At 46.6% G+C, this 13,672-nt stretch carries 11 protein-coding genes; 4 read left to right on the forward strand and 7 right to left on the reverse strand.

What is annotated here, in order from left to right:
- The first annotated feature begins 91 nt into the window (after positions 1-91).
- Both lptF and lptG read left to right on the forward strand, forming a co-directional pair.
- Positions 92-1,204, forward strand: a complete 1,113-nt coding sequence (gene lptF / locus L1D21_RS02615) for an LPS export ABC transporter permease LptF (protein ID WP_239843672.1) — start codon at positions 92-94, stop codon at positions 1,202-1,204.
- A complete protein-coding gene (gene lptG / locus L1D21_RS02620; protein WP_239843673.1) occupies positions 1,201-2,259 on the forward strand; it encodes an LPS export ABC transporter permease LptG in 1,059 nt (352 codons plus the stop codon). The genes lptF and lptG overlap by 4 nt, the downstream gene beginning before the upstream one ends.
- Before the next feature lie 89 nt (positions 2,260-2,348).
- Here the strand turns inward: lptG and L1D21_RS02625 are convergent, their stop codons facing one another.
- The 4 genes from L1D21_RS02625 to L1D21_RS02640 form a co-directional block, all read right to left on the reverse strand.
- Positions 2,349-2,858, reverse strand: a complete 510-nt coding sequence (locus L1D21_RS02625; RefSeq protein ID WP_239843674.1) for an RDD family protein — start codon at positions 2,856-2,858, stop codon at positions 2,349-2,351.
- Between the two features lie 59 nt (positions 2,859-2,917).
- A complete protein-coding gene (locus tag L1D21_RS02630; RefSeq protein ID WP_239843675.1) occupies positions 2,918-3,166 on the reverse strand; it encodes a DUF2960 domain-containing protein in 249 nt (82 codons plus the stop codon).
- 35 nt (positions 3,167-3,201) lie between these two features.
- On the reverse strand, positions 3,202-3,687 hold the full coding sequence (locus tag L1D21_RS02635; RefSeq protein ID WP_239843676.1) for a GNAT family N-acetyltransferase: 486 nt from the start codon (positions 3,685-3,687) through the stop codon (positions 3,202-3,204).
- Positions 3,688-3,767: 80 nt separating this feature from the next.
- Positions 3,768-5,255: a carboxypeptidase M32 gene (locus tag L1D21_RS02640; protein WP_239843677.1), complete on the reverse strand. Its 1,488-nt coding sequence runs from the start codon at positions 5,253-5,255 to the stop codon at positions 3,768-3,770.
- A 291-nt stretch (positions 5,256-5,546) separates the two neighbouring features.
- Here L1D21_RS02640 and L1D21_RS02645 point away from each other — a divergent pair, with 291 nt between their 5' ends.
- Both L1D21_RS02645 and L1D21_RS02650 read left to right on the forward strand, forming a co-directional pair.
- Positions 5,547-6,104, forward strand: a complete 558-nt coding sequence (locus tag L1D21_RS02645) for a DsrE family protein (protein ID WP_239844173.1) — start codon at positions 5,547-5,549, stop codon at positions 6,102-6,104.
- 61 nt (positions 6,105-6,165) lie between these two features.
- Entirely contained in the window at positions 6,166-9,141 is a 2,976-nt protein-coding gene (locus L1D21_RS02650) for an ImpA family metalloprotease (protein WP_239843678.1), read from the forward strand.
- 294 nt (positions 9,142-9,435) lie between these two features.
- Here L1D21_RS02650 and L1D21_RS02655 read toward each other — a convergent pair whose 3' ends face one another.
- The 3 genes from L1D21_RS02655 to L1D21_RS02665 form a co-directional block, all read right to left on the reverse strand.
- Positions 9,436-10,083, reverse strand: a complete 648-nt coding sequence (locus L1D21_RS02655) for a DUF2913 family protein (protein WP_239843679.1) — start codon at positions 10,081-10,083, stop codon at positions 9,436-9,438.
- Positions 10,084-10,122: 39 nt separating this feature from the next.
- Positions 10,123-11,421 (reverse strand): DEAD/DEAH box helicase, encoded by a 1,299-nt coding sequence (locus L1D21_RS02660; protein ID WP_239843680.1) that lies wholly within the window; start codon positions 11,419-11,421, stop codon positions 10,123-10,125.
- Positions 11,422-11,719: 298 nt separating this feature from the next.
- On the reverse strand, positions 11,720-13,507 hold the full coding sequence (locus tag L1D21_RS02665; RefSeq protein WP_239843681.1) for an aminopeptidase P family protein: 1,788 nt from the start codon (positions 13,505-13,507) through the stop codon (positions 11,720-11,722).
- Positions 13,508-13,672 lie beyond the last annotated feature (165 nt).

A 13,672-nucleotide genomic window follows, 5' to 3' on the forward strand; every position in this document is an offset into this window, starting at 1 on the left:
GGTTGGTCACAAAACTACCAAAAGTAGACAGTCTACATGAAAAGTGGGCTGATACCAGCATAAATATAAGTTTAGGGACTGGATCCTGCCTGTGATTGTATTTAGATACTTGATTCGAGAAGTTTTAAAAGCGCAAATGGCGGTGCTTTTAGTATTATTAGCTATTTTTATCAGCCAACATTTTGTGCGGGTGCTCGCTGACGCGTCAGATGGTGAGTTTCCAGCTTCTCTGGTGATGACCCTGTTGGGGTTAAATTTACCTTACCTTGCCGTATTAGTGGTACCTCTGAGCCTATTCTTAGGTATTTTGGTCGCCCATGGGCGTATGTATGCCGAAAGCGAGATGGTGGTCTTCCATGGCGTGGGGATCAGCGAATGGTATATTACTCGAGTCACTTTACTGCTTGCGGTATTCAACATGCTGTTTACCGGTTTTCTGTCGATTTACGTTACCCCTTGGGCCGAAGAGACGCAAAACCGTGTGTTAGAGAAAGCCCAATCAGAAGCGGGCTTAGCCGCATTAACTCAAGGACGCTTTCAAACTAGCCCCAATGGTCGTGCGGTATTGTTTGTCGAGCGTATCGGCCGTGACAATCGTTTAGATAAAGTGTTTGTTGCTCAATTACCCGAACCCACCGATGCCTTAGGGCAAGTCAATATCGTTGTCGCTCAAGGTGGTAGTGTTGTCGAAGACAGCAGCGGGGCTCAAAGATTAAAACTCAATGATGGTATTCAGTATCAGAGTACGGCTAAGAGTCTCGATTATCAGGTGGCTGACTTTGGTGGCTACGAGATGCAAATTAAAGAGCAAGAGGTCGACCAACGCCGACGTAAGTTGTCGGCGCTGCCAATCGATCAATTGTTAGCAACAGAAGGCCCTGGCGCGGTGGCAGAGTTTCATTGGCGTTTAGCGATTCCGATCGCGATCCTGTTTATGACCATGATTGCAGTTCCTATGTCGCGTGTGAATGTGCGCCAAGGTAAGTTTGCTAAGATGTTCCCGGCTATTTTGCTCTATCTTGGCTATTTTGGTTTGATGATCGCGGGGCGAAAAGCCCTCGAAGATGAGGTGGTTCCCGCCTATTTGGGCATGTGGTGGATCCATCTGTCGGCATTTATTCTAGGGGTATTATTGTTGGGTAAGGAACGACCGACTGGGGTGAGGCTCAAAGGGCTGCTAAAACGTAAGAAGGCGGCTACATGAGAATCTTAGACTTTTATATTGCACGAGTATTATTAAGCACTTCGGCGCTGTGCCTGCTTATTTTAACTGGGCTATCAGGCATTATTAAGTGGGTCGATCAGCTGCGATTAGTGGGGCGTGGTACCTATAGCATGCTCGATGCTGGCTTGTACGTGTTGTTCTTGGTGCCTCGTGATGTGGAGATGTTTTTCCCCATGGCGGTATTGTTAGGAGCACTGATTGGCATGGGGATGCTAGCTTCTAATTCCGAGTTAGTGGTGATGCAATCTTCTGGGTTATCACGCTTTCAAATTACGCTATCGGCGATGAAAACGGCGGTGCCGTTAATGATCATGGTGATGGCGCTGGGTGAGTGGGGCGCGCCGATTGCCGAGCGTCATGCTAAAGAGCTAAAAGCGGTGAAGTTATCAGGCGGTAGTCTGATCCAGTCAAGCCGAGGTATTTGGGCTAAAGATGGTGACCTTTTCGTTAATATTGGCGAAGTGGAAGATATCGATAAGCTACGTAACGTTACCCTATATGAGTTTGATGATCAGCTGCGTCTTATCAGTACCATTGAGGCTAAACGTGGCCTGTATTCCAAGGACCATTGGCGGCTGTTAGATGTTCGGCAAACACATATTAGTGATGACAAAGTGAGTATGACGGATCTGACCCTTTATCGTTGGGAGTCGACACTGACTCCGGATAAATTAAATGTGGTGTCGGTGAAGCCTGAGTCTCTGTCTATTGAAGGCTTGGTGGATTACCTCGAGTATCTCAAAATTAACAATCAAGACTCTGGTCGATACGAGCTGGCCTTGTGGCGCAAGGTGATGCAGCCGATCACTGTGGCGGTGATGATGTTAGTAGCACTGTCGTTTGTCTTTGGTCCGCTGCGTACTGTGACCATGGGTGGAAGAGTGTTACTTGGGGTCGTCGCCGGTTTTAGTTTCTATATTTGTAATGAGATTTTCGGTCCTATGACCTTGGTCTATGGCATTCCTGCTTATGTGGGCGCTATGTTGCCGCCCATGATATTCAGCACGATTGCGGTGTACTATATTCGTAAGTGATATATTCGTAAGCGATTTATCTTTTCATCTGACAAAAAAGCCCCTTATGCTGACATAAGGGGCTTTTTATTGAGCGAATAAAATGTGGCTTAGACGCCACGCCAATTGCGCAATTGGTTGGCTTCTTTTGACAGAACCACGACTTCTGAGCGAGTCATCATATCTTGTAGGGCAAGTTTATCGCCATTGATTAAAATCCACAGATTACCTATGCCCAGCAGTGACCAGACTAAACGAGCCGTTGCGGTGATCATGCTGAGGCTCTGTCCATTGGGATGTTGGATCTTCAAACGCCAGGCTCTCATACCTAAAGTCTGGCCGCCGTAGCTCCAAAACAGCACATAAAACAGACCAACGCAGATGGCGATCCACAGCTGATAAAGCCCTTTGTAAAACGGCACGCCGTTAATTAAATCTGAAATATGCTGATAATCTTGCATCGCAACTAGGCCTGAGGCTGTGAGTGCGGTAAAAATTCCGAAGCCGATGGCACCTGCGACCATATAGACAGCCACTGCGAGTAACAGATCATAAACGATGGCGCCGAGACGACGAATAAATCCGGCTCTGGGAAAGTTGGCGTGTTCACTATTGGACATCTTGGTTCCTACATAGAGTGGTTTGTTTGAGCGAATCGAGAGCAATCTTGATTGTGTGATTACTCGATTTCATCTCGAATGAAGTGAATATTGCTGAATCCAAAACGCTCGAATTCTTTTAGTCGATAATCTTTAACGGCTTGTGAGCCTTTTGAGGTCATGGCGACCTGGGCTTCCATCGCATGATAACGCGTCAGATCGACACCTTCGGCGGCGGCGACAGCTTCATACATATCGTTATATTTATCGTAAACAAAGTTGATCTCTTTATATTGCTTTTTAAAGGTATAACCGACTCTACGGGCCATATTTATCTCTTAATCTAATTGGGTTTAGCCTCGGGCTATTGTCCTAGCTGATACACCATGTAGCAGGCGTCAGCTGGATAGTTGTCGAGGGATTTGTCGATTATACGCGATTTAAAACCTAAACGTTGCCAATAAGTGTCAGCTCCTTCTACTGCCACTAGCGATATTGAGTCAAAATTGAATTGTTTTGTCTTTTGTTTCAGCAAATTAAATATTTTCTCTCCAGCTTTAAGTCCACGCGCCTTAGCCGACAAGGCGATATCATGTAGATAAAGGGTATCGGGAGAATTCATAGCATCTATCTGCTGCTCAAGGCTGGGAGGCTGGTTAATGACCCAAGGATGTGCCAAACAGTAGCCCACTACTTGTGCATTCACTTCGACCACGTAACAGGAATCGGCGGAGACCTTAACCTTACTTTCTAATGCGGCCTGAGTTTCATGGGCGATCTCTGGATAACATTCCTGCTGAATAGATAAGATTGCCGGCCAATCATTAGGTTGAATATGACGAATAATCATTTAGTTATCGACTACCATGCTGTAAAAAATCGAGTCATTGCCTTAGCTTGCTATAACAATCTAAGGCGTGAATGGGTTGATTATAGATATCTGCCGCTTAAATGTTGCTGAAAATGAATCGGATTGAGTGCCTCGCCGGTAGCCTGGATCACCAGTTCATCAGTGGTCAATATAGAGCCTTGCGACCAGATGTTGTCCTCTAACCATTGAATAATTTTAGTCAGCTGATTGTCGGCCACTAAGCTGTCTATATCGCCTATTTGGCTTTCCATCTTAGCCTTGAACTGCGCTGCATACATGGCGCCCAGCGTATAACTGGGGAAGTAACCTAGCTCGCCTAAGGTCCAGTGAATATCTTGCATGCAACCATTTTGATAATCGCCATCGGTGTTGATACCCAATAAAGATTGCATTTGGCTAGACCAAAAATCGGGTAAGTCGGCAACCGCTAGCGAGCCATCAATCAGGGCTTTTTCGGCCTCGAAGCGCAGCAAAATATGGCAAGGGTAGGTGACTTCGTCAGCATCGACACGGATTTTCCCCGGGTTGACTCGGCTGTAAATATTAGCCAGTTGTGCTTGAGTATAATGGGTGTTGAGTTGCTGGTTTAATCGCGGTAACAACTGCTTGAGAAATCCCTGCCCACGACCTAGTTGCATCTCAAAGAACAAGCTCTGGCTTTCGTGGATCCCCATCGACCTAGCTAATCCCACAGGCTGTCCACGCCAAGTTTTGGGTAAACCCTGTTCGTAACAGGCGTGGCCCGTTTCGTGGATAGTGCCCATGACGGCGCTGGTAAAGTCCTGTTCATCATAGCGGGTAGTGATACGAAGATCGCCGGGAACACCGCTGCTAAAAGGGTGGCTACTGCAGTCGAGGCGGCCAGAGTCAAAATCAAATCCCAGCAGTTGCATCAGTTCTCGACTTAGTGCTTGTTGTCCTTCAATGGGAAAAGGCCCTTGGATCGTGACTTTAGCTTCACTGGCTTGCTTGTCGACCACTTGCGTAATTAATTGTGGCAGCCAAGTTTTTAATTGTCCGAAAGTGGATTCTAGTTTTTCGCTGGTCATTCCCGGTTCAAACTTATCCAGCAAGGCATCGTAAGGCGAAACGCCCAGCGCTTCACTTCGAATTTGGGCTTCTTCTCGGGTGAGGGCAATAACCGCTTCTAAATTCGGTTTAAAGCCTTGCCAATCGTTGTTTTTTCGTTGTTCGCGCCAGGCGTTTTCACAGCGATAACCTGTTTTGGTTTGTGCTTCGACTAACTGTGCCGGAACGACATTGGCTTGATGGTATTGGTAATTCATTTCACGCACATTTGCCTGCTCGATAGCCGAGAGTGGGGCCTGGGCCGCGGCGGCTAAATGCTCGGCCAGATCGGGCTGAGTTTTAAGCTGGTGGATATGTTTTGCCAGAGTCGCCATGGCATCACTACGGGGTTCACTGCCGCCTTTTGGCATCATGGTCGCCTGATCCCAATCTCCCAGAATACTAAAATGCTCGAAATGAGAGATGGTTTGAAAATGCTGACAAAGTGCATCGTAATGCCTGCGGAGGGACTTTGACATAGGTTTCCTTTGCAATTAATAAAATGAATTTCTGTTGGTCAATCTCTACAAAATGAGTTGGGGATACCAATTTGTAACAGAGTTAAGTAATCTGGATGTTAGCTAAAATGCTACGGCTTGTCACAGGGCAAATCTTGGCTGAATTGAGTTTATTTTATGGGATTGGACGGAGGAGTATCTGCAATGCTTGATGGTATTGTTCCTGTTTTTGTTCAGCTTATGTCAATGTTAATTATCATAATGTAGGAATTTACCATGTTATTGCGAACTTCTTTACCCTTGTTGAAGTCCATGAAACTTGCCGCTGCTAAGCCGCTTTTGATCTTGGGATGCGGTTTTGCTTTGTTATCGACCACAGCGGTTGCGGGGCCAGAGGCATTTCAACCCGGTCCAGTATTTAAAGCGTTTGGTCATATTGCTAAGGTAGATAATCAGCTGCCTATCCCTAAGCAGATGAAATTTAAAGTGGTGTTTGATACTAGCAATGCGGCTAAGCCCGGTGAAGTTAATCGCCATCTGGACAGCCTGGCGCGCTTTATTAATATGCATGTGGCAGCAGGAGTTAAGCGAGAAGATATTGAAGTCGCTTTGGTTGTGCACGGCAAGGCGGCTACGGATTTGGTGAACAATCCAAAGTATGTAGAGATTAATAAAGGTGCGGTAAACGGCAATCTTCCCTTGGTTAAAGCGTTAACTGAGCAGGGGGTTCAGCTGTATGTCTGTGGTCAAACTGCGGCCTATTTTGATATTCAAAATAGCGATTTATTACCTGGCGTGAAGATGGCGCTTTCAGCGATGACGGCTCATGCGATTTTGGCGCAACAAGGCTACAGTTTAAATCCATTTTAGTGGCATGGGTTAAACCTATATGGAGCAATAACCTTCAATATTAAAACAGATAAGGATGCCTATGACGTTATTGATTCGATTATCGAGTGTTTTGATTTTTAGCGTGTTGCTGTCGGCTTGCCAAGGAGGTGATAGCGAAGAAACCAGTGTTGAAGAGGTCGTGATTGGCGAAAGTGCCAGTGGCGGTACGGTTAATCGTCAAGCATTGGTGGAAGATGCGCTAAAAACCGGCAAGCTAGACACTAGCCTTAGAGCCAATGACGTGATTAAAGTCTTGTTGTCTCGCTATCAACAAGGACAGGAAGTTCAGCAACAGGTGATGTCGAAGATGTTTGCCGATGCGACTCAACCTATCAGTTATGATCCCTATCATCGCAGTCAATTGGTGGCGATAACTTCATCTAGAACCGTTCCTCTGTTGTATTCAAAGGCTTCGCCTGATCTTATGCCTGGTCCTGCCTTTGCCGTTTACGGCACATTAGAACAGGGGCAATATGCTTATTTTGCGACTGGCTTAATACAAAAAATTTGGCAGCAAAAGAGTATTAGCGGTACTTTCCCCGGTAAGGATGAGATTGATTATCAGCCTTTTGATACGCCGATGACTCATCTGATGCAATCTCTACTCCCCGAAAATAATGATGCGCCGACCCTTGTTTTTGCTTTTGAAGATAATGGCGGATATGCCCGAGCTTGGTTTAAAGATAAGTTTCCTCAAGCCAACATTGCTCGCTGTCGTTTGGGAACTGAGTTTAGCAATCTCGATGAGTTTAAAACTTGCATCGAGACCGCCGATTTACTGTTTGTCGGTAAGTCTCCCGATAATGATATCGAAAGGCTGATGAGCTTTGATGATATTGCCGCGGCCGTTCAAGCTCAGTTAGCCTCCGGTAGCAGTGTTTATATGGAGCAAAACAATTACGAACACAGAACCGATTTCACTATTGCATTAGCGCCAATATTTGGCATTGCTTTTCCTTATCAGGCTGGCAATTACTGGGATGCTTTGACAATGGCGTCGACTCCGCTGAGTGAAAGTGGTGCATTTCAAGCTGAAATTGCACTGCTTGAGCATTTACGCGATGGCAGTTTTACCCAAGTCGACTTGTCTGTGTGTGGTGATTATAAGTGCCCACAATCTGAACGATTAACACAAGAGTTACTCAGATTAAGTGATTGGTGGAAAGTCAGTTTAGATGCCGTAGATGTCACTAGTGGTGAACTGTTTAGCCAACCAGATTTGGATATGGTTAAGCTGCAAGTGCTGTTGGGGGATTTGTTACGACAAGAGATCCAATATCCCGTCGACCCTCACGCCGATTTACAAGTTTTTGCCAGAGCCTATCTAGCAGATCATCTTAACTTCTATCGTCGTCAAGTGACGCCGATGCAGCCTGATTTAGGTGATTTTAGCTATCAGCATGATGCTTTAAGTAAGGTGAGCTCGCAGAGCATTGTCGATCAATTGTCAGATAAAGTGCTCGATACTAACTATGTGAGTCAGTTAAATAGCGATAACGAGCTTACTCGGCTTACTGGCTACTACCTACTGCCGGGCAGTAGCATTACCCTGAAACGCACCGACAGTAACAGTGGTGAAGTTTATGCGCTTATCAATGCTCAGGCTCGAGGTAACACTCATGAGTATCATGTCAGTAATCAGGGTGTAAGTGATTACCAACGTCCCATTTATCTGCAGTCACCGTCATTTTTATTGCCTGTTGGAGAAGAGGTGGTGTTATCCACCCCTTATGGCGGCAGCTTGTTAATTGAGCAGCCTATGGGCTCTGGGGATATTTCGGTGGCCATTGAAGGTGTGTATCCCTATACCTTCTTAGATGATTTTAATGACCAACAACAGATAGATAATTTTGTCGATAGCTTAGCCAGCAGCCCGATTAAATGGTTAGGCATTAAGAGTGATTTCGTCGAAATCAATGCGCCGAAAGACAGGATCGAAGACACCATTACCAATGCTAGCTATAGAGGTGATGTGCAGCTGTACATGCAAGATATCTGGCGTTATCTCATTAAGGGAGCCTATGAACTGGCGGGTTTTGTCGATAGTGCCTCGGGGTTAGTGCAAACTGCCGGAGTCACTGCTACTTGCCAGTCGATGGGGTGGGACTGTAGTGATGAAGAGATCCATCGTAAGCCCAAATTGCAGCGAATTAATGTCGATTACAATCCTCGTTGTGGTGCCGCCTGTTCGGGTAATCCGTTCGATGTTACCGGACTTGATCCAATCGGCCGACTAGAGAGTCATGAACTCGGTCATGGATTGCAGCGCAGCAGAATGCACATTCTTAATCGTAGTGGCACAAGAACCACTGGCGAGACTTCTAACTTGCTGTTTGAGCGCTACAAAGCATGGCAATATTATCAAGGCAAGCCAGGAGCCGAAGATGTGGGCATCAATATGATCCGCGCCCGTAACTCCTTCTTGATGCTGCAATGTGCCCAGCGTGGCACTAGTGTACTTGATACCATGCAAGCCGTATTGTGGGAGCCAACGGGGACCTACACTAATGCGGCAGAACGCCTCAATTTCTATGGCCAGTTAGTGATGAAGGCCGATAGAGAGCAAACTCAGTTAGGCTTTAGCGGCTGGGATATTATCACCTTAATTTATAAGCATGAACGCTTACTGAGTCAGGCGCTTGAAGATGGCGATAAAGCGGCGCTAGATAAGCTGGGTTTGAGCCTTTATAGCATAGGTGCGGCCGATACTATCAGTAGCAATGATTATCTGCTGATCATCAGTTCTATGTTGTTTAAGCAAAACATGAACGCTTATTTTGATGCGTGGGGCATAGTGATTTCCGATGTGGCTAAGCAGCAAGTAACTGCGCTAGGTTATGCCAGTGCTCCATTGGAATATTACTATTTCGATAAAGATGTCTGGACCGAAATGGGTCTTGCGTCCTCGAAAGCTTTAGCTATCGATGGCACCACGCCGTGGCCGCTCAATACTGGCCATGCCAGAGATGGATTTAGCTGCGATGCTAATGGCAATTATGTTAATAATCTCTATTGACCTAGCCTTGGTCTAAAAATCGGCCATCAGTAAACAAAATCGCCCTTATTGTGATTATCAATAAGGGCGATTTTTTATGGATTATAAATAACCTGAGCTCTGCCTAACCATAGCTCGCTATGGTGTACGACAGAGCGCCTTGATATGCCCAAAAATCTGCGCATTTAGTCAGGAAATAGACTTTCCTTTTCGAACTAATCCTTTATAGCATTGAATTAGCTTGTTAAATTTAGACTTTCCGACACTCGTTATCCCGAGTTCAGGTTAAATAGCGACTTGTGCTGATTGGAGCGTTCACTTGTCTTGACTATCAACCAACAGGGCTAATGCGGGCTGCTGATTTTTAGGATAGAGTCGATAGGTCTTATGATGCTTTACTAAGGCGGTTTTCTTGTTGCCTTGGCTGATTAATAGACCCTGTTGTAAGGCTAATTTAGCTAACTGTTGCTCGTCGCCACGGACATACATATTGATGGGTTTAATCATTTCGCCTTGCACAATATGCTGCTCATACTCGGGAGCGGAAATGATTAAACTGGCTTGGCCATCACTGTCGAGTTTAAGCTTGGTATCCACTTCGCTATCGGTGAATATCAACCAATCTTGCTGTTCAAGCTCGGATAATAATAGAGCTAGCTTGTCGCCTAACTTGTCGCTGGTATCTTTAACTTGTTGATACTGGTTGGTGATACTCATCAGTAGGCCTTTAAGATTAGCTCCTGCGCCCATGCTGCGCCCTTGGCGGATCCACTGGGTTAAATCATCGGCAACCAATTTTGAAAAGCGGCGCTCCTTGAGTGATTGCACCATCCAGCTGCAGATAAAGTGACTCTCTGCCGCCGGTGTTTTCATCGCAGTGCTGCTCTCATCACGCTGTTTAACGGCTTCGAGTCCTGCTTGAGCCAATTCAAGCAGGGCTTTGTTATAGGTTTGTTGTGTCATTGCTGCTCCGAATCGCTTTTACGGCCAAGTTGTCTGTGATTATTTTGATTTCTTAATCTTGGCGTTAGAAGAGTTTTTCACTTTGACTCGACGCGAACCCAAATTCTTTTCGGCTATCACCTGAGCACCAACATTGTCGCTCCGCTGCTGTTTCTTGGCGAAACTACGACGTTTCTGTAACTGTTTAATCAGTAGCTCGCGGCTGCCTACTTCATAACCTGGGATAGTAATACGGCGGATCTTATTACCGATCAGTTTTTCGATATCGGCTAAGGTGCGCTCCTCTTCACGGCTGACTAATGAAATTGCCACACCGCTGCGACCGGCTCGGCCGGTACGGCCAATACGGTGAACATAATCTTCGGCAAGGAAGGGGAGATCGTAATTGACGACATATTCCAACGCTGGGATATCTAAGCCTCGGGCAGCAACTTCGGTTGCCACTAACGCGCGAACCTTGCCCTCTTTAAATTCGCGTAGGGCGCGGCGACGATTGCCTTGGGCTTTCTCGCTATGAACAACCGCTGCCGGAATACCATCGAGATTAAGTTCTTTAACTAAGGTGTCGGCAGCTTCACGTGTGGCAGTAAATACTAAGACTTGTTGCCAGTTTTTCTTACCGATGAGCTCTGATAACAGCTCGCGCTTACGGCGCTGTTCTACCGGATACACCACTTGGCTAACAGTTACTGCCGTGGTGTTTTGTTTATCGACGCTGATAAGTTTAGGTTTAACCAACATCTCATTGGCCAGTTGCTTAACCGCATTAGAGAAAGTGGCCGAAAACAGCAGGTTTTGACGCTTGCTGTTCACCGCTTGCAGAATCTTTTGAATGTCGCTGATAAAGCCCATGTCGAGCATACGGTCGGCTTCATCGAGGACTAAGAAGTCTACGTTCGACAGGCTTAGGTTACAGGCTTGGATATGCTCTAGTAGACGACCGGGCGTAGCGACAATAATATCGGCGCCTTTTTTAAGTTTTTGAGCTTGGGTATCCATCTTCACGCCGCCATAGATGGTCAGTACCGAGATGGGAAGATAGCGGCTGTATTCTTTGATGTTATCGGCAACTTGAGCAGCTAGTTCGCGGGTAGGTGCTAAAATCAGTGCGCGGGCATTAGAACGCTGAGTCTCACTTGGCGTATCAACCATTTTCTGCAAAATAGGCAGCGCGAAGGCCGCGGTTTTACCGGTACCGGTTTGAGCACTCGCCAGTACATCTTGGCCACGACGAATGGCTGGAATGGCTTGCTGCTGGATAGGCGTCATTTTTTGATAACCGCAGTCTGAGATCGCACGAACTATCTCTGGCGCAAAACTAAAAGATTCAAATCTCATTGGGATATCCTGTTATTACCTATCTTTAAACAAACTAACATCATTCGCACTAAACAGCGCAAGCCTAAATAGCGGCCGCGGAGTATAGCAAAATTTTGTCTTAAAGCCTGTATTTTATCAGATTAATTTGTTGATTATCTCATCAGTTTTATCGGTGATGTTTACTGTGTTAACTCGTCATTATTGTAGTCGATTGAGCGACTTATCGGTTTAGAGACAAAAACAGCACCCGAAGGTGCTGTTTAATATGGTGATAAGTCTTGGCTATTTACCCAAGTTGATTTAGCTAGGAACGTGCTTAAATCGCTTCTGTCACGCGTAACAACCAGTTTAGCTCATCGCCTTGCATCAATGGCGCAAGGGTTTCACGTACTCTTTGGTGATACTCATTGAACCAAGTCACTTCGGCTTGAGTTAATAACTGCTTATCGATCAGTCTGGCATCGATAGGGATTAAAGTAAGCGCGTTAAATTCATAGCTTTCGCGCTCGGCGCCTTGTAAGGCTTCGCAGTGACGCACTTCGACTAGGTTCTCGATACGGATACCGAAGGCGTCTGCGCGGTAGTAACCAGGTTCATTCGACAGCACCATGCCTGGCAGTATCGCTACATTGTTTACGTTTTTACCGATACGCTGTGGGCCTTCATGTACGCTGAGGAAGTGACCGACACCGTGGCCTGTACCATGGTCATAATCGAAGCCATGTTGCCATAGGTACTGGCGGGCAAAAGCATCCAACTGTTGACCTGTCGTGCCTTTCGGAAAACGCGCTTGGTCGAGTGCGATATGGCCTTTTAGCACTAAGGTCACCATTTTACGTTGCTCATCGGTGACTTCGCCGATGGCGATAGTACGAGTGACATCCGTGGTGCCGTCCAGATACTGAGCACCTGAGTCAACCAGATAGATGCTGTTCATGGTCATGGTCGCAGGTGTGCCATTGTTATGGTTGTAATGACACATAGCCGCGTTAGCACCAGTCGCCGAAATGGTATCGAAACTCGGCTCTTTGTATAGGTCATCTTCGAGACGGAAGCTTTCCAGTTTATCGGCCAGTACGGCTTCATCATACAGATGGCCCATAGCGACTTCGGCGTCTAACCAAGCGAGGAAACGACTCACTGCCACGCCATCGCGAATATGGCTGGCACGCATGCCTGCTAACTCGGCAGCATTTTTTTGCGCTTTAGGTAAGGCAACAGGATCTTGGCCGCTGATGAGCTTTGCACCGCCTTGTTGAGCGGTGACTTGCATCCAAGCATTAGCGTTGTCGGGATCGGCAAGTAGCTTAATGCCATTGAGATCGGCTAAAGCCGTGGCCAATTCGGTTTCAGCTTTGAAACTCACGCCCGCACCAACATGTTGTTCTATGCCTTGTGGCAGCTTGTTGAGGTCGGTAAATAACACCATGTCGCCATTACTGTGTAGCAGGGCGGTTCCCAACACCACAGGCAGACGGGGGACATCGCTACCTCGAATGTTAAGCAACCAACAGAAAGAATCTAACGCCGAGATAAGTGCGCAGTTGGCACCCGCTTGTTTGATTTTTACGCCAATTTGGGCGCGTTTTTCGCTGCTGGAAACACCGGCACTGACTTGATCAAATAAGATGATGGGTGCAGTTGGCGCGGCTGGGCGATCTTGCCAATGCAGATCGATAGGGTTGTCAGTCACAGATACCAGCTCAATGTCGGCTCTTTGTAGTTGGGCTTGGGCCGTTTGTAACCAACTCAATGGATGTAGACGAGGATCGACACCGACTCGAGCTCCAGACTCAAGCTGCTCGATCAGCCAAGGAATTTGTGGTGTATCAGTCAGGCTGAGATATTGATAAAGGTTGCCATCCACTTGTTGTTTAACTTGTACGGTATAACGACCATCGATAAAAATCGCCGCGGTTTGCTTCAAGACGATGGCCATGCCAGCAGAACCTGTAAAATCAGTTAGCCAGTGTAGGCGTTCATTACATTCAGGAACATATTCACCAAGGTATTCATCGGCGCGTGGCACAATAAAAGCGTCGAGGTTAGCTGAATTGAGTTCCTGGCGTACGAGGCTGAGGCGATCGAGAGAAGAGGTCGTCATGTTGGCTCCTGTTATAGCTACCAAAGTAGCAGCGGGCTTAATCAAATGGGGTTGTATTTATCGCGATTATCTCAGGTGCGCGCTTAGGTTGGAAGGGGGAGCACCATGGCGAAGGCTTATTCGTGGCAATAATTTGTGGCAATTTTTGCGGCAACCCTTTGTGGT

Origin of the sequence: Shewanella sp. Isolate11, assembly GCF_022398315.1 — a bacterium.
In the GTDB taxonomy this organism is placed as follows: Bacteria; Pseudomonadota; Gammaproteobacteria; order Enterobacterales; family Shewanellaceae; genus Shewanella.

Bases quoted from the DNA above. Each gene is read 5' to 3' on its own strand.
- lptG (WP_239843673.1), top strand. From the start codon at position 1,201: ATGAGAATCTTAGACTTTTATATTGCACGAGTATTATTAAGCACTTCG.
- L1D21_RS02625 (WP_239843674.1), bottom strand. From the start codon at position 2,858: ATGTCCAATAGTGAACACGCCAACTTTCCCAGAGCCGGATTTATTCGT.
- L1D21_RS02630 (WP_239843675.1), bottom strand. From the start codon at position 3,166: ATGGCCCGTAGAGTCGGTTATACCTTTAAAAAGCAATATAAAGAGATC.
- L1D21_RS02635 (WP_239843676.1), bottom strand. From the start codon at position 3,687: ATGATTATTCGTCATATTCAACCTAATGATTGGCCGGCAATCTTATCT.
- L1D21_RS02640 (WP_239843677.1), bottom strand. From the start codon at position 5,255: ATGTCAAAGTCCCTCCGCAGGCATTACGATGCACTTTGTCAGCATTTT.
- L1D21_RS02645 (WP_239844173.1), top strand. From the start codon at position 5,547: ATGAAACTTGCCGCTGCTAAGCCGCTTTTGATCTTGGGATGCGGTTTT.
- L1D21_RS02650 (WP_239843678.1), top strand. From the start codon at position 6,166: ATGACGTTATTGATTCGATTATCGAGTGTTTTGATTTTTAGCGTGTTG.
- L1D21_RS02655 (WP_239843679.1), bottom strand. From the start codon at position 10,083: ATGACACAACAAACCTATAACAAAGCCCTGCTTGAATTGGCTCAAGCA.
- L1D21_RS02660 (WP_239843680.1), bottom strand. From the start codon at position 11,421: ATGAGATTTGAATCTTTTAGTTTTGCGCCAGAGATAGTTCGTGCGATC.
- L1D21_RS02665 (WP_239843681.1), bottom strand. From the start codon at position 13,507: ATGACGACCTCTTCTCTCGATCGCCTCAGCCTCGTACGCCAGGAACTC.